Source organism: Paenibacillus lentus (assembly GCF_042714055.1).
GTDB classification, from domain to species: Bacteria; Bacillota; Bacilli; order Paenibacillales; family Paenibacillaceae; genus Fontibacillus; species Fontibacillus lentus_A.
The window spans coordinates 105824-126481 of record NZ_JBHGVC010000002.1; the positions used below are offsets into that span (position 1 = coordinate 105824).

21 protein-coding genes are annotated in these 20658 nt (G+C 48.8%); all 21 read left to right on the top strand.

The window, feature by feature from the left end; translation table 11 throughout:
• Positions 1–192: 192 nt before the first annotated feature.
• The 21 genes from ACE3MQ_RS04095 (at position 193) to ACE3MQ_RS04195 (ending at position 20597) form a co-directional block, all read left to right on the top strand.
• Positions 193–1506, top strand: coding sequence for an ATP-grasp domain-containing protein (locus tag ACE3MQ_RS04095; protein WP_379390920.1), 1314 nt, complete (start codon positions 193–195; stop codon positions 1504–1506).
• Entirely contained in the window at positions 1497–2387 is an 891-nt protein-coding gene (locus ACE3MQ_RS04100; protein ID WP_379390922.1) for an ATP-grasp domain-containing protein, read from the top strand. Before ACE3MQ_RS04095 ends, ACE3MQ_RS04100 begins: the two co-directional genes overlap by 10 nt.
• 45 nt (positions 2388–2432) lie before the next feature.
• The gene (locus tag ACE3MQ_RS04105) at positions 2433–3173 is read left to right on the top strand and encodes a TenA family transcriptional regulator (protein WP_379390923.1); all 741 of its coding nucleotides are present in this window, start codon (positions 2433–2435) and stop codon (positions 3171–3173) included.
• A gap of 92 nt (positions 3174–3265) precedes the next feature.
• Positions 3266–4285 (top strand): beta/alpha barrel domain-containing protein, encoded by a 1020-nt coding sequence (locus ACE3MQ_RS04110; protein ID WP_379390925.1) that lies wholly within the window; start codon positions 3266–3268, stop codon positions 4283–4285.
• Between the two features lie 11 nt (positions 4286–4296).
• Positions 4297–5349 carry a C45 family autoproteolytic acyltransferase/hydolase gene (locus ACE3MQ_RS04115; RefSeq protein ID WP_379390927.1) on the top strand — a complete coding sequence of 351 codons (1053 nt, stop codon included), beginning with the start codon at positions 4297–4299 and terminating at the stop codon, positions 5347–5349.
• Complete coding sequence (gene ilvE / locus ACE3MQ_RS04120) at positions 5346–6296, top strand: branched-chain-amino-acid transaminase (RefSeq protein WP_379390929.1); 951 nt, start codon at positions 5346–5348, stop codon at positions 6294–6296. The genes ACE3MQ_RS04115 and ilvE overlap by 4 nt, the downstream gene beginning before the upstream one ends.
• Positions 6277–7716, top strand: a complete 1440-nt coding sequence (locus ACE3MQ_RS04125) for a hypothetical protein (protein WP_379390931.1) — start codon at positions 6277–6279, stop codon at positions 7714–7716. Before ilvE ends, ACE3MQ_RS04125 begins: the two co-directional genes overlap by 20 nt.
• Positions 7717–7766: 50 nt before the next feature.
• Positions 7767–8435: an RraA family protein gene (locus tag ACE3MQ_RS04130; protein WP_379390933.1), complete on the top strand. Its 669-nt coding sequence runs from the start codon at positions 7767–7769 to the stop codon at positions 8433–8435.
• Between the two features lie 25 nt (positions 8436–8460).
• Positions 8461–9651, top strand: a complete 1191-nt coding sequence (locus ACE3MQ_RS04135; protein WP_379390935.1) for an ATP-grasp domain-containing protein — start codon at positions 8461–8463, stop codon at positions 9649–9651.
• 12 nt (positions 9652–9663) lie between these two features.
• A complete protein-coding gene (locus ACE3MQ_RS04140; protein WP_379390937.1) occupies positions 9664–10926 on the top strand; it encodes an MFS transporter in 1263 nt (420 codons plus the stop codon).
• Positions 10927–11315: 389 nt separating this feature from the next.
• A complete protein-coding gene (gene sufC, locus ACE3MQ_RS04145; protein WP_379390939.1) occupies positions 11316–12098 on the top strand; it encodes a Fe-S cluster assembly ATPase SufC in 783 nt (260 codons plus the stop codon).
• A gap of 24 nt (positions 12099–12122) precedes the next feature.
• Entirely contained in the window at positions 12123–13424 is a 1302-nt protein-coding gene (gene sufD / locus ACE3MQ_RS04150; RefSeq protein ID WP_379390941.1) for a Fe-S cluster assembly protein SufD, read from the top strand.
• Entirely contained in the window at positions 13421–14635 is a 1215-nt protein-coding gene (locus tag ACE3MQ_RS04155; RefSeq protein ID WP_379390943.1) for a cysteine desulfurase, read from the top strand. The genes sufD and ACE3MQ_RS04155 overlap by 4 nt, the downstream gene beginning before the upstream one ends.
• Positions 14635–15054, top strand: coding sequence for a Fe-S cluster assembly sulfur transfer protein SufU (sufU, locus tag ACE3MQ_RS04160; RefSeq protein ID WP_379390945.1), 420 nt, complete (start codon positions 14635–14637; stop codon positions 15052–15054). The genes ACE3MQ_RS04155 and sufU overlap by 1 nt, the downstream gene beginning before the upstream one ends.
• 21 nt (positions 15055–15075) lie before the next feature.
• On the top strand, positions 15076–16473 hold the full coding sequence (gene sufB, locus ACE3MQ_RS04165; RefSeq protein ID WP_379390947.1) for a Fe-S cluster assembly protein SufB: 1398 nt from the start codon (positions 15076–15078) through the stop codon (positions 16471–16473).
• Between the two features lie 221 nt (positions 16474–16694).
• On the top strand, positions 16695–17159 hold the full coding sequence (locus tag ACE3MQ_RS04170) for a MarR family winged helix-turn-helix transcriptional regulator (RefSeq protein WP_379390949.1): 465 nt from the start codon (positions 16695–16697) through the stop codon (positions 17157–17159).
• Positions 17137–18462: a serine hydrolase domain-containing protein gene (locus tag ACE3MQ_RS04175; protein ID WP_379390951.1), complete on the top strand. Its 1326-nt coding sequence runs from the start codon at positions 17137–17139 to the stop codon at positions 18460–18462. The genes ACE3MQ_RS04170 and ACE3MQ_RS04175 overlap by 23 nt, the downstream gene beginning before the upstream one ends.
• 236 nt (positions 18463–18698) lie before the next feature.
• Complete coding sequence (locus ACE3MQ_RS04180; RefSeq protein WP_379391852.1) at positions 18699–19187, top strand: spore coat protein; 489 nt, start codon at positions 18699–18701, stop codon at positions 19185–19187.
• A 174-nt stretch (positions 19188–19361) separates the two neighbouring features.
• Positions 19362–19757: a carboxypeptidase-like regulatory domain-containing protein gene (locus tag ACE3MQ_RS04185; protein WP_379390953.1), complete on the top strand. Its 396-nt coding sequence runs from the start codon at positions 19362–19364 to the stop codon at positions 19755–19757.
• A 2-nt stretch (positions 19758–19759) separates the two neighbouring features.
• Entirely contained in the window at positions 19760–20221 is a 462-nt protein-coding gene (locus ACE3MQ_RS04190; protein WP_379390955.1) for an MSCRAMM family protein, read from the top strand.
• Positions 20222–20225: 4 nt separating this feature from the next.
• Entirely contained in the window at positions 20226–20597 is a 372-nt protein-coding gene (locus ACE3MQ_RS04195; protein WP_379390957.1) for a hypothetical protein, read from the top strand.
• Positions 20598–20658: the final 61 nt, after the last annotated feature.

Sequence of the window (20658 nt, forward strand, 5' to 3'; positions counted from 1 at the left end):
TCTCTCTCAAAAGCACTGCTTTTCTATTAAATTCCTTCTGTTTATCTAAAAACACAAAATTAATTTTTAAATAATACAAAATATAACAACATTTTACATTTATGTGTGATATATTTAATACAAGTAATGGATAATTTGATTGAAATTGGTTTTTTTATATTGCTCAACTCAATCCAAGATTGGAGGAAACTGATGAATACGATTCTTCCAACACCAAACGAAGTAACAGAAATGTTTGGCCAAGCAGGACAAGCCTCGGCCACCAGGCCTAGAATCATCGTTTCGCCGCAAATCCGAAGCATCGTGAAGATGAAGCAGGATGCCGCAGCGACGAAGAAGCTGTTGGATCTGATTGGTTTAACGATCGAGCGGTTGTTTGGCGGGGATATGATACGCGCAGCCCGCTGGCTGGGCTATTCGGACACGGTGCTGCGCTGGATTCAGGTTAATCCTCGTCTGGACAGCCGACAAGTTCTGATCCGCAGCGACCTTTATGACGACGGCGGCGTGCCGAAAATGCTGGAATTAAATTTGGGAAGCAGTGTTGGGGGACTTCTGGAAGCCTCCTTTCACTCGGTCGTTCTCAAGCTGTCCTCGGTTAGCGACGCCGTCCGCGAGCATGAAGCCGAATGGATGGACACGCTGAAGGAATGGGCCTGGCTTATGGCCCGGTCATTTCTTTCGCATCGCTCAAACCCGCTGCTGGCTTTTGTCGAAAGCGAATTTTCCATGCCCGCCATGCAGGCGACGCTAAACAATATCGCTGGCCGGTTTCATGAAATAACCGGGATTCGAGTAACGGTATGCACACCGAAGGAGCTTGAGCGCCGAAAGGATGGCCTCTATGCAAGTGGCGAAAAGGTAGATGTCATTTACCGGCTGTTCGACCTGGAAGATCTGCAGCGAACCCCCTCCGAGTTTGAACATATACTTGATGCTCTTGAGAATCGTCTGGTAGAAATGCCCATGGGTATCTCCTGCCGGATCGCCGGAAGCAAGGCGTTGTTTGCCCTGTTGTCCGATCCTGCATATCAGGCTGGTCTATCTGCAAAGGACATCGAATGGATCAGATTACATATCCCCGAAACTCGGCTGCTGACGATCGGGAATAAAGGCTATGCTTTGCGTAAAAGGGAGCGATTGCTCATCAAGCCGGCGGACGGATACGGAGGCGCAGGCATCGTCTGCGGCTGGAAGACGTCTGAAGCCGAGTGGGGAGCCCATATCGATTCCTATTTGTCCTCTGCACCCCAGGGAGCTTGGGCCGTTGTTCAGGAAAGGGTCACTCCCTCCTACGGATCCGTTGTTATAGCGAACGAGGAAGGCAGGGTTCATGAAGAGCAAGCAAGTTTTCTATGGGGATGCTACTTGTTTGGAAACCGGTATATCGGCCATATTTTACGGACGAAAAATACCGGTGACGACGCCGTGATTAATTATTCGAACGGGGCGGCGATAGGTCCGGTCTTTTACAACGAAGACAGGGAGAGGACGGGATGCCCGTGAAGTCGATACTCATTTTATGCCGTGAAGAAACACCGGATGTCATTGAACTGGCAGCCGCATTAAACGGAAGAGGACTTCCTGCGATTTGCGCTAGACCTTATGAGATCACAGTAGATCTGGATAAGCCAGGCATCCGCTTTATTTTTAATCATCGGATACTGGACTTGGCCTGCGTATTGGGCTGGGTATCGCTGTCTCAGCGCGAATATGGGCTTTGGCTGCTGAAAGCCTTTGAAATATGCGGGATTCCGGTCATCAATGGTTCCGATGTTCTCGGCAGCGGCCAAAACAAGTTCCTGAACTCGATATTGCTTACTAAGCATCAGATTCCCCATATCCCGACCCGGTTCATCGGCTCTTATGAGCAATTGGAGGAAACAGCGGAATTATTGGGATTTCCTCTCGTACTGAAACCTGTAATCGGCGCCAAAGGCGAGCAGGTAGTACGAGTTGATGATATAAACAGTCTGAGAAACCTTGCCCCTTATTACTTTCGGGATCATAAGGCGCTATATGTTCAGGCCTGCCTGGACAAGCCCGGAAGGGACATTCGGGTCAGGGTTGTGGATTACAAAGCGGATTTCGCCTTTTTTAGGTATGCGGAGAATGGAGGCTTTTTGACGAATCTGTCCAGCGGGGGAACCTGGGAGGCCTGTCCTCTTACTCCGAGGATGATTGCGTTGGCTGAGCAGTGCTCTCGCGTGTTTCAAGCGCCGATTGCTGGCGTCGATTTACTGGAAGTGGACGATGACGATTATGCGGTCATTGAAGTGAACACCACGCCCGCGATTACTTGGCCGCACATGGAGACTGTCAGGCATGTGGCCGACTTCATCGAACAGAGGGTGTACCTATCATTTTCGGGCGAAAGTCCAAGATGATAGTTCATCATAAATTTTAAAATTTCGTGATGAGGAGTGATTGATGTGGTACTTAATTCAGATCAGTTCGTGGAGAAGCTCAAATCGATCGTGGAGGAGAACAAGAAAATTACCCATCCGCTTTACCAAGTTATTATGAAAGGCGAAGCAACGCCGGAGCTTTTAAAAAATTTTGTTTTGCACCGCTATCATATTAAGAGCTTTTGGACACGCAATATTTCGGCAATTCATTCGAAAACTCCGGATGTTGAAGTACGAAAGGAGCTGGCCGAGAACATTTATGAGGAAGAGACCGGCAAGCTTACCGGAACGATGCGGCACCTCGAGCTGTTTTTCAAAATCGGCGAGCAATTCGGCCTGAAGTGGGAGGATATCGAGAACTGCGACATTTTGCCTGAATCCCAGGATGTTATCGATTGGAACAACAAGGTTTGCGGGCCGGATCATCATTTGGTAGAGGCCGTAGCGGCATTGATCGTATATATGGAAGGGCAGCCGCCGGTCACCTGGGACGGACGCACAATGAATGAAGCGATGAAGCATTTTTATAGCCTGAACAAGGAAGGCGTGCAGTATTTTACGATCCACAGCTCCCATGATATGGAGGTAGAGGAGGATCATGCGGAAGCCGGTTACGATATTCTCCGCAAATATGCGATAACCGAGGAGCTGCAAGAGAAAGCAATCGCGGCCCTATATAAGTCGGTTGAAGTACGTATGAAACACTTTAGTGCAATCCTTCGCGTGACAGGAATTCAAGCGGAAGCAGAGCCCGTTCTTGGATAGACCGTTTCAAATCGTTAATAGGAAGTCCTTGTGCTAAGGGTTTCCTATTAACTGATTTATGTAAGAATCCCTCATAGATGAAGGAGGACTTTATGGCCCAGCTGATAGATGTAACCTTGCGTGACGGCGGATACGTTAACGGTTTTAATTTTTCGTTAGAGGCTGCAAAACACATTGTAAGCGGGCTGCAAAAGGCGGGTGCGGACTGGATCGAGATCGGCTACAGGAACGGCCCGGCCAAGGGAACGGCTGGACTGGGCATGACGGCAGCTACGCATGACGATTATATATCAGCATTAAAGGAGTTTGCACCGCTGGCCCACCTGGTCGTCATGCTTCATCCCCACAATATTCAGGCCGAAGATCTTCAGTCCCTAAAACGGCTGGGAGTTTCTCTCGTGCGCGTATGCATCAGGCAAGACCGTTTAGAAGAGGGACTGGAAACGATTCGGGAATGCAAGAGGACAGGGCTGTTTACCTCGGCGAATTTTGTGCGGATCACTTATTTTACGAGCCGGGAGATCAAAAAAATGACGCTGAAGGCGGAGGCCGCCGGTGCCGACATCGTCTACTTTGCCGATTCCAACGGACATCTGGTTCCCGATCAGGTAAAGTCCATCGCCACTGTATTGAAGTCCACGCTAACGATTCCGGTTGGTTTCCATGCGCATAATAACTTGTCCTTGGGCCTGGCTAACACGGTGGCGGCGCTGGAATGCGGGGTGGACTGGATTGACAGCTCTTTGCGCGGCATGGGACGAAGTGGAGGGAATTTGGCTACGGAGGTGTATGCCGCCTATATCGAGCGCTGCTTCGGGACGGCCAGCTTCAAGCTGGTTGAAATGATGGATGCGGCGGAATTTGTTCAGGATGAAATCCTTATGTCCGAGCAGTATATGACGCCGATGACCAGGGATATCTTGTTTGGTCTGATGAATTTCTCAACGGATTTGAAGCAGCCGATTATGGATGCATCCCTCGAATATAACGTGTATTGGAAGCAGCTTGCATATGGGCTCGGTATTTATCCGCCCAATAAAATCACAGGCGAGGATATTGCTTTTACTGCTTCCCGAATTAGAAAAAACAACCGGGAGCTGCAGCATATGTGAGGTGATTTCAGGTGAGTAGCCCCTTGAAGCATGTTGCCGTCAGCGGCTCTCCATTTCAGCGGGGAACGCAATATGGGGAGACGCTGCGGCATGATATCAGGGATTTTCTGAATGATAACATCGCCCGAATCAACAGTGTCAGACGCGAGCCGTTAACCCTGAAGGAAGCGTTAAGCATGGCCGACAGCTATATTCCGTATATTGAAGCCTGCACGCCCCAACTTGCCGAGGAAATCAAAGGTCTGGCCCAAGGGGCCGGGATCAGCTATCGGGAGGGCATGCTGCTTCAGCTTCGGCGTGAGATTATCGCTGCGGGCCTTGAATGCACCGCGTTTGCCTGCTTTAGCCAAGAAGGCCATGCCGTTATCGCGCAAAATGTTGATTTAGCGGGCCAGTTGACGGATTTAGGGATGATTCTGGAAATTCATACGCCGGGGAACGAGCCTGATCTGTTGATGTATACGCATGTAGGTTTGATCGGATATTTGGGGATCAATAGCTGCGGACTGGGCATCGGCTTGAATATGGTGCTCAGTCCAGGGTGGCGGGCTGGCGTCCCTCCCTATTTGTTAATACGCCACCTGCTGCATCAGCCAACGCTAGAGAGATGCGAGCAAGAAATCAGTCTGATTCGCCGCGCATCCTCCAGAAATTTGCTGATGACGGACGGCAGGCGTCTGATCAATGTGGAAATGACCGTGGATAATGAGCGTTTGATCGAAGATAGCCTATTGGTGCATACAAATCATTATTTGCATGAGGATTTCATACGCTTCGATTTAGTGAACCCGAACACCTCAACGTATCCACGTCTTGAACGGACGAAGAACAAGCTTGGTCTATACGGCAACAGGCCGGCGATGTGGCAGATGGAGGAACTGCTCGCTTATCACGAGAGCGGGATGGGAAGCCTCTGCGTTCATCAGGATGGGAACCCGCGCAAAGTCGCGACGGTCGCTTCCGTGATTATGGAGCCGTCCGAGGGCAGGATGAGGGTCTGCAAAGGCTACCCTTGTGTGGAGCCATTTTATGACTATCGGATCGAAAGGAGTCGGATGGCATGAAGGAATGTTTTATTCAACTAAATGACAGGGTCGTTCCCTATGACGAAGCGACTATCCATATAGGGTCGGCGGCGATGAAATATGGAGCATCCGTATTTGAAGGAATCCGCGGCTATTGGGATGCAGATCGGCATCGAATGCATTTGTTTTCCATGTCCGAGCATGCGGATCGACTTCTTGATTCCATGAAAATTATGGGGATGGAGCATGCTTGGAGCAAGGAAAGGGTGATGAGGAACATCCGCAACATCATTTTGGTCAATCGCTTGCAGGAGGACTGTTATGTCCGCGTGGCCGCTTCCGTTGAAGCGGACGGCCCGCTCGAATCCAGGGGGCCCGTATTGCTCAGCGTGGCCGCTTTTCCCATGCAGCGCAAGCCGCATTCAGACCGGGGCATTCATATATCGGTCTCTTCCTGGCAGCGCATATCCGACCATATGATGCCGCCAAGGATCAAATGCATCGCCAACTACCAGAACGGACGCTTAGCGATGCTTCAGGCCAAATCGGACGGCTATGACAATACCCTTCTGCTGAATCAGAACGGTAAAATCGCGGAAGCTCCGACAGCGGCTTTTTTTATCGTAAAAAACGGCATGCTGATTACCCCTTGCGTCACGTCCGGCATATTGGAAAGCATCACTCGCAGGCATATCCTGAACTGGGCCAAGGAAATCGGCCTAACTGCCACCGAGCGGGAGCTTGACCGTACGGAGTGCTATTTAGCGGATGAAGCTTTTCTCTGCGGGACGGGGGCGGAAATCCTCCCGGTCGTCAGCGTTGACCGCCATGAGCTTGGCAGCGGAAGCATCGGTCCGGTCACGGCGAAACTGATGAGGAAATATTTCAATACGGCATATGTACGAGAAGAAGGCTTTGAACCCAGCATCGCGGATGTTGTGATTTATCCGAAGGAGGAGATCGAAAATGCAGCGCTTCCTATATGAAAAGGATTATAGCCGAATGGTGGTCAGCTCAGGGAATCGTCTGGACGAGGAGATCAGGGAACTGGAAGGCAGGCTGGAGAACGACGGTTATGTGTATCGAAACAAGCCGTTTCAGCTTTACCCGAGAGTCGTCATATTATCCTCCTCCGACCGCGAATGGATTCGAATCGAAGCTGAGAAGCTGCTCGCCATACTGGAGAAGGTTATCCGTCTTTATGAAGAAGATACGGCCACCAGGGAGTATTTTATGCTGGACGAAGCCGCTTCCCGCCTGGTGCGGATCGATCCCGGATACGAACGTAAAATCCGCATCTCCCGGTTCGACACCTATCTTGTACCGGGCGAGGAGGGTTTTAAAGTTTTAGAAAACAATACGGATTGCCCAGCCGGCGTCATTTTTACAGGACGCGTCAATTCGGTGCTCAGGCAAATTCCGTCACTCTCCAGATACTTGAATAATATTCCTCCCTTATATGAAGAAGGAATCCACAAGCCTGATGCTTTTATCAATGAATTGACTTCTGCTTTTGCCGAGTTTTCCTCAGGATCCCGGCTTCGCAGCATGGCGATCCTCCAGCTCGAAAACCGGGTTAGCCTGGAGGTGAAAGAAATGGTCAAGCTTCTTCGCCAATCGGGAGTAGAAGCGGTTGTCACCGATCCAAGACAGCTATCATACCGGGAAGGAAAGCTTTATGCGGAAAATCAGCGGATAGAGCTGATCTGGAATAAAATAAACACAGCCGATTTTATCCCTCTTCTCGACGATTTCGATGCTTTATCCGACTTCATCTGGGCATGCGAGGATCTAGTCGTCTGTCATGTTAATTCATTCCAGGCCCGTTTTATTACAGAGAGCAAGCTTTGCTTGGCTTATCTTTCAGATCCGGCCTTCCGCAAGCATTTCACGGAAGAAGAATGCAGAATACTTGACAAGCATATTCCTTGGGCACGCAAGCTTTCGGCTATGTCCAGTGAAGATAATGACGAGCAAGCGTTTCGCAAGCTGTTCAAGCTGCATCGGGAAAAGCTGGTGCTGAAGACCGCTTACGACATCAGAGGAGATGGAGTTGTCATTGGCTTATCCACGCCACAGGAGAAATGGGAACAGTTGATCGATCAATACTGGGACAAGCCTTACATTGTACAGGAGCTCATTGCCGCACCGGAAATTCCGGTTCCAGCCGGCCGGGGGCGCTCCCTGATCCACAAGAAGTTCAGCGCGGATCTGTTTATGTTTGGCGGGGAATTTCAAGGCTTCGGCTCAAAATTAAGCGACGAGCTGAAGGTCAATGTGTTTCAGGGCGGCAGCAAGCAGGCGATCTTCTCGATTGATGAGAGCACGGTTAAGCCGCCAGGGGGGAAGTGTACGGGTTGCGATTCCTGCGGCGACTGCATAAATGCCAACGAACGCTGCTCTTGATAATTACAGGCTCATGCATGCGAAAAAATATTATATAGGAGGGATGTTTCATGAGCATATCCCACTACTCGGGGCCAGATGCCTTCAAAGGAATATCTACGGCAAGCATTTCCGATGCCCTGGACACTTTCGGCATCAATGGAGGGCTGGAGGGACTGAAGCCATTGGGGCCCGGCATGGCTCTTGCGGGTCCGGCTTATACGCTGCAGTATGAGCCGGTTCCGGAAGGAGAGGCGGCTCAGGCGGGCGAGTTTATTGACGAGGTGCCGGAGGGGTGCGTCGTCGTCATTGCGAACGGCGGCCGGCAGTACTGTACCGTATGGGGAGATTTGCTGACGCATACTGCAAAGATCAAAGGGCTGGGAGGAACTGTGATCGACGGCTGCGGTCGGGACGCGACCGCGATCCTGCAAACGGGTTATCCGTTATTTTCCCTCGGAAGCTACATGAAATCGGGCAAAAATCGGGTCAAGCTTGCAGCCAGGCAAGAGCCGGTGACGATTCGCGGTACCGTCGTCTGTCCTGGAGATATTGTAGCAGCAGATGACTCCGGCGTCATCGTCATTCCTAAGGATATGGCGAAGCAAGTATTTCGCAGGGCCAAGGAAATTGAAGCGATGGAGGAGCTGATTTTGCTAGATATACAAAACGGCATGCCGATGAAAGAGGCAAGGATCAAGCATCGCTATAATCAATACGCACTGCGCGTCAATGTATAATCTAGGGTCGGAGGTGAGGGTCGGCATGGGGCAAATCGTATTTCTTAACCGGAGCAAATCGTTTCCTTTTAAAAGCTGGGTTCCTGAAATCACCGAAAAGCTGACGTTGTTTACGCAGCACGATATTCCCGAAGAGGACGGCTATGATTTTGTTTTCAAAAAAGAGTCCTTGGATCAGGATGCTCTCATGGAATGGCAGCTGATGGAGCTAAGCGAACGGCACCCTGTGAAGGCGGTTGTGTGCCACTCGGAGTACGACCTCCTCCGTGCCGCTAAATTGCGCGAGTACTTCCGCTTGCCCGGACAAAATACGGAAAGTGCACTCGCCTACCGCAACAAGGTCATCATGAAGGATTGGGCCAGGAAGGCCGACATTGAAGTCGCTCACTACCGGGAGATCACGACTCCTGCCGACATTGCTGCATTCATTCGGCAATACGGCTACCCGGTGGTCATTAAGCCGATCGATGGGGGCGGCTCCCGCCATACCTCCGTGCTGCGGGACAGCGAGGAATGCCGTTCATTTCTGGAAAAAGGCATGCCCCCAGGTATGATGATCGAATCGTTCGTCGAGGGCGAAATGTACCATGTCGACGGATTAATGCACCGGGGGGAAATGCTGTTCTCCAGTGTTTCCCGTTATGTTAACGGATGCCTTTCCTTTTATTCCGGAACGAGTCTTGGAAGCGTCATATTGAACTCAGACCCCTCTCTCGTTAAAAGGCTGCAGCGCGAAGCGGAGCGTACGCTTCATGCGCTGCCTGCTGCCCCGGTAGTCGCTTTTCATGCGGAGTATTTCCTTACGAAGGACAATCGCATCCTGCTGTGCGAGATCGCAAGCCGTACAGGCGGTGCTCGCGTAGTCGATGCCAATGAAGCGGCTTTCGGGTTCCACTTGAACCGGGAGTGGATCCGGCTGCAATGCGGCTTGGACGCCGAATCGGAAAACGTCCGCGAAAATGCCGGGCGTACGGCAGGCTGGCTGATCGTTCCGCCGGGGCAGGGGATTCTTCGCTCGATTCCGGCAAATACGCCGTTTGAATGGGTGGTCAGCTATGTACCTGCTTTGCGGGAGGGGGAGCAAATGACCGGGGCCGCTTCAAGCGTAGATCATATGGCGAGCTTCGTCGTGGAAGGGGCTGACGAGCGGGAGGTTGAAGCGCGTATTATGGAACTCGATCGATGGTTTAGAGATCAAATTCGGATTGAAGCATAATGGTGAGCGGATATGAGCCAGAATAAGACATTGTTCTCTCCGTCGTTTGTTATTTATTTAGTGGTGAATACGATGTTTTTCATGGGGATAGGAATTCAAGGCATCGCTATCCCCTGGCTGCTTCTTGAACAATCGGGAGGCGCCCTCTCGGTCGGAATCATGCTCTGTATCCGAGCCCTGCCCGGTATTTTTCTCGTAGGGATGGCCGGAGACTGGGCGGATCGTTATGATCGGCGAAGGATTTGCTTTTATATGAATCTGCTTCAGGCCCTGCCGATGCTGATTATATCCTATTGGATCGGGCAAAATGCTGCGGGATATGTGTTCGTGTATGCCATAACGCTGTTTTTGTCGGTCGGAAACACGTTTTTTGTGCCTGCGGCCCGGTCGTACATGCAGGAGCTGATCGAAACCTCCCGTTTAATGAAAGCAAACTCCCTACATGAGATCACATCCCAGGCAGGGAACATCATCGGTACCGGGCTAGGCGGCATCCTGGTCGCTCTTGTGAATGCCGCCAATACGCTGGCGATCGGGGCAGGCGCTTTTTTGCTGTCGGCGATTCTGGTCATCTGCATGAAGCGGCGGCAGCCCGCTGCCCGGCATGGTTCACATGAGCGCCAAAGCCGGAAGCAGTTTTCGCTGACGGTCAGGTATATCCGGGAGCGTAAAGTGCTGCTGGCAGCCATTTTGTTTATTCTGATCCCTTCGCTCGTGGTACAAGTCAATAACATTCTTGTCGGGGCATATGTTAAAGATGTCCTCTATCTTGGCGCAGACAGCTTCAGTCTGGTCAGCATCATGTATTCGGCAGGAGCGATGCTGTCCGGGGTGCTGCTGGTATCCGCTAAAAAGCTCGGCACGGGACGCAAAACGATTTTTGCCGCCTTGCTGCTGCTATCCGCCGCACAAGGCTGGTTCGGAAGTACATATCATATATCGGCTTCGGCTTCAGCCATATTTTTAGTGGGCTTTTTTGTGGTGATGTCGCGCAGCTGGATTAATACCAAGATCATGGAGGAAACGGAGGATGTGTTCGGAGGGCGGATTCAAAGCGTAGTCAACATGATGAACTCCCTCATGATTTTATTGGCCGGCCTCTTCATTGGCGCATCCGCCAGTATATTCAGCTACCAGGCGATTTACCTTACGGTTGCGGGGATCGGTGCGGCGGCCGCGCTGCTGTCCTGGCATGGCTTCAAGGATGCCAAACAAGCCAAGGCACAAAGTCATTCAGCAGCAGGGGAAGATCCGAAAGGTGCCGATCTTTTTTGATTCAAAATATAACGAAACAATGGATGAAACGAACCTCTTGCTTTAGGGGCGCTTGCCAGTTTTAAGGCGCTCTTGGTAAGAGGTTTTTTATGTCTTCATTTTGGCAATGATGTGGTGGAAAAGGAGAAGCTATGTTAGAATCGAATCGGCTTCGAAATGTTTCGTCGGGTCAGGAAGCGGAGGATTGGTACCGGAGGTTAGACCTTCTATCAAGCAAGGGTACGTTGATTAAGCTTCGGAAGTAGGTTAGAATAAAATGAGAATCAATGAGAATCACTTAGAATAATTCTAAAGTGAGAATTATTGTGCTATAATGCAGGGAACAAAGGGAGGCGTCCCTTTAATAATATACGTTATTATTTTAACGACTAATGGAGGGAGCAGTAAATATGGCTACACATTTCGTTATTGAAGGACTTAAAGCGACAATCGAGGAGAAGGAGATTCTCAAGGGAATCGACATTGAAATAAAGGGTGGAGAAGTTCACGCCATTATGGGACCGAACGGAACGGGCAAAAGTACGCTCGCTTCCGCGCTGATGGGCCATCCTAAGTATGAAGTTACCGACGGCAAGGTGCTTCTCGATGGTGAAGACCTGCTGGAAATGGAAGTAGATGAGCGAGCACGTGCAGGAATGTTTCTTGCCATGCAATATCCAAGTGAAATTGCTGGTGTGACGAATTCCGACTTCCTTCGCAGCGCGATCAACGCCCGCCGCGGAGAAGGCAATGAAGTGTCCCTCATTAAATTTATCCGCCAAATGGAGAGCAAAATGAAGGAGCTCGAAATGAACCCTGAATTTGCGCATCGTTATTTGAATGAAGGCTTCTCCGGCGGCGAGAAGAAGCGGAATGAAATTTTGCAAATGATGCTGCTTGATCCGAAAATCGTCATTCTTGACGAGGTTGACTCCGGGCTTGATATCGACGCTTTGCGCATCGTAGCTGAGGGTGTAAACACTATGCGCAGCGAGGATCGCGGTTTCTTGATCATTACTCACTACCAACGGCTTCTTAACTACGTCAAACCTGACTTCGTCCATGTCATGATGCAAGGCCGCATCGTCAAATCTGGCGGTCCTGAGCTGGCTGAGCGTTTGGAGAAGGATGGATACGATTGGATTAAGGAAGAGCTTGGCATAGTAGACGAGACAGTGGGAGAGCAAGTTTAACGGAAGGAGGAAGGAGGAGCTAAGATGACTACACAAACCGTTCTACCGGTAGAACCGGATGTACTGAAGACCGCTTCCGTGAGCAACGGAGAACCGGCTTGGTTGACAGAAAGTCGCGTGAATGCACTGAAGCTTGCGGCAGAGCTTGAATTGCCCAAGCTGGAGAAGACGAGAATTGACCGCTGGAATTTGGGTAACTACGGAACACTCCGTCAAGGGCAGGCTAATCCTACGGAGGAGATTCCTGAAAGTGTGGCCGGCCTGGTTGATTTGAACGAGCAGAGCAATTTGGTCGTTCAGCGGAACTCTGCGGCCGTGTTTACGAAATTATCCGCGGATCTGGCTGCAAAAGGCGTTGTTTTTACCGATCTGGAGACAGCGGCCCGGGAACATGGCGATCTTGTGCAGAAATATTTGCATACGGCTGTAAAGAGCAGCGAGAACCTGCTTACTGCGCTTCATTCCGCTATGTGGAGTGGAGGGATCTTCCTCTATGTTCCTAAGAATGTTGAGATCGAGATTCCGCTGCAAACCATTTTCCTGGTGGATGACAGCCAGGCCGTATTTGCTCCGCACGTGCTGATCGTTGCTGAAGCAAACAGCCGCGTAACTTATGTGGATAACTATATTTCCGGCGACCTTGCCGAGCCTATCGTGCATAACGGGGTAGCTGAAGTTTTCGTTCAAGCTGGAGCAAGGGTTCAGTTTGCGACTGTTCACAATTTAAACGAGAAGACGACCGATTTAACATACCGTCGCTCCGTGGTCGAGAACGATGGACGCATCGAATGGATCATTGGTGAAATGAACGCAGGCGATACCATGAGCGATACGTCATCCGTGCTGAAAGGCAACGGGTCAACATCCGATGCCAAGGTGATTGCGATCGGCTCCGGATCCCAGAAGATGAACTATACGACGAAGGCCGTTCACTTCGGTAAGAGCTCAGATAGCCAGATGATCACCCGCGCGGTCATGCGCGAGCAGGCCACGGCGATTATCAACGGAGTGACCAAGATCGAGCATGGCGCTACGAAAGCGAACGGAGAGCAAACGGAGAAGGTGCTTATGCTAAGTCCGAAAGCACGCGGAGACGCGAACCCTATCCTTCTTATCGATGAGGACGATGTGACGGCAGGTCACGCGGCTTCCGTAGGCCAAGTGAACCCGGAACAAATCTACTATTTGATGTCCCGCGGCATTAGCAAAGAGGAGGCGGAACGTCTCATCATTTATGGCTTTCTTGCTCCTGTCGTAGCAGATATTCCGCTGGAGCAGCTGCAGCAGCAATTGCAGGCTTTAGTTGAAAGGAAGCTAGGACAATGAACCCGGCGCTGATTAAGGAGCAGTTCCCTATTCTGAATCAGGAGATCAACGGACATCCGCTCGTCTATCTTGATAGTGCCGCAAGCTCGCAGAAGCCCCGTAAGGTACTGGATGCGCTGAAGCATTATTATGAATGGGATAATGCCAACGTGCATCGCGGCGTCCACACGCTCGGCAGCCGTGCTACGGATGATTATGAATCGGCTCGGGAGCGGGTTGCCCGCTTTATTGGAGCGGAGCGTACGGAAGAAATTATCTTTACCCGGGGGACGACGACGGCGCTTAACCTCGTCGCTTTCTCCTACGGTGCTTCTGTACTTAGCGAAGGCGATGAAATCGTCATAACGCCGATGGAGCACCACAGCAATCTCATACCCTGGCAGCAGCTAGCCTTGAAGACCGGCGCTGACTTGAAATATATACCGCTTCAGCCGGATGGCAGCGTTGCGCTGGCAGACGTGGAGAGCACCGTAACCCCTAAGACGAAGATCGTAGCCATGGCTTATGTCTCAAACGTGCTTGGCGTGGTCAATCCTGTGAAGCAGGTTGCCGAGATTGCCCACCGTCACGGAGCCGTTATGGTCGTTGACGGAGCCCAGAGCACGCCGCACATGAAGGTGGATGTTCAGGATCTCGACTGCGATTTCTATACTTTCTCCGGTCATAAGATGTGCGCTCCGACCGGTATTGGGGTACTATATGGTAAGAAGCGTCTGCTTGAGGCTATGGAACCCATCGAATTCGGCGGAGAAATGATCGATGATGTAGGGCTGTATGAATCGACTTGGAAGGAGCTTCCCTACAAATTCGAGGGCGGCACGCCGATTATTGCCGGAGCGGTTGGATTGGCAGCGGCTATCGATTTCCTGGAGGAGATCGGCATGGATGAAATCCATCGCCATGAAACGAAGCTTGCAGCCTATTCGATTGAACGCTTATCGGAAATCGACGGCATAACGATCTATGGACCCCGAGAAAGGGAAGTCGGATTGATTACGTTCAATCTGGATGATGTTCACCCGCATGATGTTGCTACTGTGCTTGATGCAGCGGGGATTGCGATTCGGGCAGGACATCATTGCTGCCAACCGCTCATGCGCTGGCTTGAAGCAAGTGCAACGGCGAGAGCTAGCTTCTACTTGTACAATACGGAAGAAGACATCGACCGTTTGGCCGACGCTTTAATCCAAGCAAAGGAGTATTTCAAGTAATGCAACTTGACGACTTATATCGGCGCGTTATTATGGATCATTATAAAAATCCCCGCAATCGGGGGAAGTTTGATGATGACGTCTTGACTGTGGATTTGAATAATCCGACCTGCGGGGATCGCATATCTCTTCAGCTTATCGTCGAAGATGGAATCGTTAAGGACGCGCGGTTCACTGGGGAAGGCTGCTCGATCAGCATGTCTTCGGCATCGATGATGACGGAGGCCGTTAAAGGCTTAAACTTCGACGATGCCCTCCAGTTGGCCGATCGGTTCTCTTCGCTGATGAAAGGCGAGGACGTCCAATTTGACGAACTGGAAGATATCGAGGCTCTATCCGGGGTTAATAAATTTCCCGCCCGCATCAAATGCGCAACACTGGCCTGGAACGCATTGAAGAAAGGGATTCAAGAGTCATAATTTAAAAGGAGGTAATCCACCATGGCTAAGAAGGCTCCCGATATCGGGGAATACAAATACGGTTTCCGCGACGAGCATAAATCTATTTTCCAGTCTGGTAAAGGCCTGACTCGCGAAATCGTAGAGGAAATTTCGAAAATTAAGAATGAACCACAGTGGATGCTTGACTTTCGCCTGAAATCGCTTGAGCAGTTCGAGAAAATGCCGATGCCGCGTTGGGGCGGCAACCTGGATGAGCTTGACTTCGACGATATCCAGTACTACGTAAGACCGTCGGAGAAGCAGGGAAAGACCTGGGAAGAGGTTCCGGCAGAAATCAAAGAAACGTTTGATAAGCTTGGCATTCCGGAAGCGGAACAGAAGTTCCTGGCCGGCGTATCCGCCCAGTACGAGTCTGAGGTCGTTTACCACAGCATGCAGAAGGAATTGGAAGAGCAAGGCGTTATTTTTAGCGATACGGATACGGCGCTGCGCGAGCATCCGGAGATTTTCCGCGAATACTTCGGCACGATCGTTCCCCCGGCAGACAACAAGTTTGCCGCATTGAACAGTGCGGTGTGGTCTGGAGGAAGCTTTATTTACGTACCGAAGGGCGTAAAATGCGAAATTCCTCTGCAAGCCTATTTCCGAATTAACTCGGAGAACATGGGTCAGTTCGAAAGAACACTGATCATTGCGGATGAGGACAGCTTCGTACACTATGTAGAGGGCTGTACTGCCCCGGTATACAGCACGAATTCCCTGCACAGTGCGGTTGTTGAAATCATTTGTAAGAAGAACGCGCGCGTTCGTTACACAACGATTCAGAACTGGGCTCCGAACATCTACAACCTCGTTACGAAGCGGGCTGTAGCGGAAGAGAATGCGAATATGGAGTGGGTTGACGGCAACATCGGCTCCAAGCTGACGATGAAATATCCTGCTGTCGTACTGAAAGGCCGCGGCGCGAAAGGCAGCGTGCTGTCCATCGCTGTAGCCGGCAAGAACCAGCATCAGGACTCTGGAGCGAAGATGATCCATTTGGCTCCGGACACAACGTCAACAATTATATCTAAATCGATCAGTAAGCACGGCGGTAAAGTAACCTACCGCGGTCTGGCTTCCTTTGGCCGCCAGGCCGAAGGCGCTAAATCCAATGTTAAATGCGATACGCTCATTTTGGATAACGAATCCACTTCCGATACGATTCCTTATAACGAGATCATGAACGATAACATCGTTCTGGAGCATGAGGCAACGGTTTCGAAGGTGTCCGAGGATCAATTATTCTATCTGATGAGCCGCGGTTTGACCGAGGATGAAGCGACGCAAATGATCGTTATGGGCTTCATCGAGCCGTTCACGAAAGAACTGCCGATGGAATATGCGGTAGAGATGAATCGTCTCATCAAGTTCGAAATGGAAGGCAGTATTGGTTAAAACTTTAAACACCCCTGTCACAGCAACTTTTGTGACAGGGGTGTTATTTTATATAAAACACATTTTCGCCATTCATCAGGTCGTGCAAAATTGACTTTGAAGCCGGAAAAGAGCGCCATAATGATAAATGTTGATGTTATTTTAGGATGCACACTATTTTAGTTGACATTCATTTTATTGAGCTATATATTTTATGTATATAAAATATTGAGGTGTGTAAAATGAAAGAGGTTTTAGAACGATTAGTAGAAGAAATAAATCGTTATTCTTATGATATGAATGCACAATTAATGAGAGTACAAGAGGCTTTGTTTGAAGATGATTTATCACCTAAACAGACGGTGATTTTGGACTTTGTTCATACGCATCAGCCTTGTATAATTTCTGAAATTGTTACACATGTAGGCAGCTCACCAAGTGCAGTAAGCCAAATTGTAACAAGGTTAGAGAGAGACAATTATTTGAAACGCAATATTAATCCTCATAATCGACGCGAGATTGTAGTGTCTCTTGCTGAGAAAGGTGAGGTCTACTATGAACGAGAATCACAAATTAATCAACTCATCATCGAAAAAATTTATAGCAAGATGTCTTTAGAAGATTTAATGCAGCTACACACATTAATTAAAAAATTACATACCATTGTTGAAGAGGAGCTTGAACATGGTCAATTGGAATCAAATTAAACAAGAGTTAGATGGCGCAGTGAATGGTACAGTTTTATTGGCCCAGAATGATGAAGTTTTATTACAAGGTGCATATGGTGAAGCTTCCATTGATCCGCATCGTCCTATGCAATTGTCGACACGCTTTAATTTAGCTTCAGTTTCAAAGCCTTTGACAGCATTAGGCATTTTATTATTAGTACAAGAAGAACGTCTCTCTTTAGCTGATCATGTTAACCAGTGGCTTCCAGAGTTACCTTATGAACATGTAAGCGTGCATCATTTACTCACCCATACAGCAGGGCTCCCTGATTATATGGAATACTTTGCTTCTTGTTCAGTAGATACTGTAGTTACAAATGAAGAAATTTTAGAAGTGCTAGTCAAATATCGGCCTAAACCATTATTTGAACCAGGCGAGCGTATGGAATACAGCAATACAGGATATGTATTATTAGCGCTACTCATTGAACGTATTACAAAGCAATCATTTGCTGATTATATGGATGAAGCGATGTTTAAACCGCTTCAAATGACACATACTACAGTGACTTCTCCTACATTTACAACGCAATATGCAGAAGAAATTGCACAGGGGTATGTTTACGACGTGTATGAGGGCGAATACAAGTTGCCTGCTCAATTCGCTGAGACAAAAAGCACAGTATGCTTAAATTATATAACGGGAGATGGTGGTATTTATTCTACAGTAGGTGATTTGTATCGCCTAGGAAAGGCAGTTTTAGACGGTCAATGGATAGAAACTTCACTTTTAGAAAAAGCATTCACACCTTCCTCTCAAACAAAGGATACACCTATGCCATATGGATTAGGCTTTATTCTATCGGAAGACCCTGAGCTTGGTAAATGCGTTTGGCATAATGGCGGATGGCCTGGGTATGCAACAACATTTAAACTTTATCCAAAAACAAAAACAATTTTTATATTCCTTCGCAATAAAGAACAAAATTTAGAATATGAATTAGCGCTGGGTACGGCTATTGAAAATTCATTAACAAAAGGAGAATGGCAACCACCTACTAAACCAAGGCAATTAAAGGCAGTTGTATTGCCAGAAGAAACTATAGAGCAGTATGTAGGCGAATATGAATTAATTGAACATCCTGAATATCAAATACAAATCGCTTTACAAGATCAGCATTTGTATATTTATTTACCAAAGTCAATGCCTTTAGAGTTGCATGCGAAACGAGAGGATGAATTTTTCTTGAGAGGGCTTGATGTATTTATAACAATAAAGGGGAAAAAGTTAACGATACATGATGACCAAACAAAAAGTATTGCAATCAAGAAAGAATGTTAGAAACTCTTGTTATATGACAAAAGAAATTCATTCAATTAAACATTCACGAATAGATACGGAAGATTAGGACATAATTTTTTCTCAGTGATTAAGTTAAAAAGAAAAATTATTGCTAAAAAGTAAATTTGCTTTACAAATATCCGAATGTTTATTATCGGACTAACACTCTCTAGGCACCTGCTGAATAGGCTAACTCATATCGCCTAGGAGGGATCCGTTTGTTTAAAAACAACCCGATGCATAAAACTAGACCACAGCACTTGGCTTGGCATGAGACTATGGAAATGCATGAATTAACGGCTTATCAAAGTAATCAATTAATTCATTTTAAGATGGTTGTAGACGATGTTTCCAATCCGCAGCTCAAAGCGCTTTATAAGGAAGCAATAAAGAGTGTGGAACACAATTTGAAGGAGCTGCTGCAATATTTTCCCCAGGCTCCGCAAGGAACGAGAAACAGTAGCCTAGGCATTGATTTGACGCCTTTCTACGCGGGACAGCTTCTCGGCTTTGCCAAAACAGCGGTGCGTACTTATGCGATTGCGATTACGGAAACCGCCACCCCGAAACTGAGGGAAACATTGCAACGACAACTGAATGCGGCGATTCAGCTGCATGCTAAAGTATTCTATTTTATGCTGGAGAACGGATATTACCCATCCTACGATTTGCCTAAGCTTCTTGCTAACGATGTGGCTAACGCCAATAAGGCGCTATCCTTATAATTGTAATTCTTTATAGTAGCCTTAATTTTTCTTGTTAAATACGTGCCCTGAGCGGTTATAATTTTGCCGCTTAAGGCACGTTTTGTTTAATTTCCTCTTTACGGGCTTCTAACTACGCCGATGCCATGTGGGCTTCATATAGTGTTTATCATGAATATTAAGGTGGTGTATTTATTGGCAAGAGTAGATTCATACAGGCTTCAGCCGAGTGAACCGATTACGATAAACGGACATGAAGAAGAAAAGATTAATCTTTCGCTGGAGGCAACTCCCGCGGCTGCGGTCAGTGTTGTGCAGGGTACTGTCCAACTGGCTAATGGAACGCCGATAGCCGGAGCCACCGTGCAACTGTTCGATGCGAACGGCAATCCGTTTGATCATACTAACAGCAACCCTCAGGGCTTTTTTACTTTCCCGGATGTTCCGGTAGGCTCCTATTTTATTACGGCATCTGAGCCGGGCTATACAACTCCGGCACGCATTCCGCTATCCGTAGTACAGGGGAGACCAACCTCAGTAACGATTACGATGCAAGCCGACCCGACGGCCACGCTGGGAGCCATTTTATAATCGTGCGCAATAGCGCCAGCAGTCAATTGTTAACTAATGCCACTATACAGTTATATCGTGTAGCCGGAGGTTCCGAGACACTGATCGGCAGTGTGCGGACGAATTCGGCGGGACAATACCTGTTCGCGGATTTAACCAGCGACACTTACTTGGTTCGAGCCTCTATTCCAGGATATTTATCGAATCAAAGCGCGGAGGTTGCCATTGCCGGACGGCAATTTGCTCCGCTGGATATCGTTCTCTCTCCAGATCCAGACGCAAACACGGGAACGGTTAGTGGAATTATTATAGATCGAACGACAGGGACGGCGATTTCCAACGCAACAGTTGCTTTGTATCAAATCACTAGCGGTATAGAAAACGTGGTAAGTATTACGCATACGAATCCCGGCGGTCTGTATTTATTCGGGGACGTGCCGCCAGGAACATACCGCATTAAGGCTACTGTGCAAACGGAGGTATAGCGTTATGCCGATCCAGGAGAAATACTTATTAAAGGACAGCTCTTTATTCACGATGGCTCCTGGCAAGGATGCTGCTGTAAGCCTAGCACTGAGCAAGGCTGATTTAGTAACGTCGCATCCTGTATATATTACTTTTTGGGTTGCCGTAAAGAAGGGAAAGAAGATATATAAGCAGCGTGTCCGCATAACATGGATAGGAAATGCTGGTGAACCGCAGTTCAGCCAAATTTCGAGCCGACAGCGGCAGTTCATTAAAGAATCCAAGGGGCGCAGGCATCGGCGAGGATGCAGCGTGCCTGTAGGTGTAAAATTGTTCGTTTCTGTAAGGAGAGGTGCTCAGCAGCAGCGCCAGCGGTATTCGATTAAAAACCTGTAGGCTGGGACATGACCTTACATGAAAAAACCTTCCGCACCTATAGGCAGAAGGGTCTAGAGAA

Coding starts and splice junctions, on each gene's coding strand:
- ACE3MQ_RS04095 (WP_379390920.1), top strand. CDS start 193: ATGAATACGATTCTTCCAACACCAAACGAAGTAACAGAAATGTTTGGC.
- ACE3MQ_RS04100 (WP_379390922.1), top strand. CDS start 1,497: ATGCCCGTGAAGTCGATACTCATTTTATGCCGTGAAGAAACACCGGAT.
- ACE3MQ_RS04110 (WP_379390925.1), top strand. CDS start 3,266: ATGGCCCAGCTGATAGATGTAACCTTGCGTGACGGCGGATACGTTAAC.
- ilvE (WP_379390929.1), top strand. CDS start 5,346: ATGAAGGAATGTTTTATTCAACTAAATGACAGGGTCGTTCCCTATGAC.
- ACE3MQ_RS04125 (WP_379390931.1), top strand. CDS start 6,277: ATGCAGCGCTTCCTATATGAAAAGGATTATAGCCGAATGGTGGTCAGC.
- ACE3MQ_RS04130 (WP_379390933.1), top strand. CDS start 7,767: ATGAGCATATCCCACTACTCGGGGCCAGATGCCTTCAAAGGAATATCT.
- ACE3MQ_RS04135 (WP_379390935.1), top strand. CDS start 8,461: ATGGGGCAAATCGTATTTCTTAACCGGAGCAAATCGTTTCCTTTTAAA.
- ACE3MQ_RS04140 (WP_379390937.1), top strand. CDS start 9,664: ATGAGCCAGAATAAGACATTGTTCTCTCCGTCGTTTGTTATTTATTTA.
- sufC (WP_379390939.1), top strand. CDS start 11,316: ATGGCTACACATTTCGTTATTGAAGGACTTAAAGCGACAATCGAGGAG.
- sufD (WP_379390941.1), top strand. CDS start 12,123: ATGACTACACAAACCGTTCTACCGGTAGAACCGGATGTACTGAAGACC.
- ACE3MQ_RS04155 (WP_379390943.1), top strand. CDS start 13,421: ATGAACCCGGCGCTGATTAAGGAGCAGTTCCCTATTCTGAATCAGGAG.
- sufU (WP_379390945.1), top strand. CDS start 14,635: ATGCAACTTGACGACTTATATCGGCGCGTTATTATGGATCATTATAAA.
- sufB (WP_379390947.1), top strand. CDS start 15,076: ATGGCTAAGAAGGCTCCCGATATCGGGGAATACAAATACGGTTTCCGC.
- ACE3MQ_RS04170 (WP_379390949.1), top strand. CDS start 16,695: ATGAAAGAGGTTTTAGAACGATTAGTAGAAGAAATAAATCGTTATTCT.
- ACE3MQ_RS04175 (WP_379390951.1), top strand. CDS start 17,137: ATGGTCAATTGGAATCAAATTAAACAAGAGTTAGATGGCGCAGTGAAT.
- ACE3MQ_RS04180 (WP_379391852.1), top strand. CDS start 18,699: ATGCATAAAACTAGACCACAGCACTTGGCTTGGCATGAGACTATGGAA.
- ACE3MQ_RS04195 (WP_379390957.1), top strand. CDS start 20,226: ATGCCGATCCAGGAGAAATACTTATTAAAGGACAGCTCTTTATTCACG.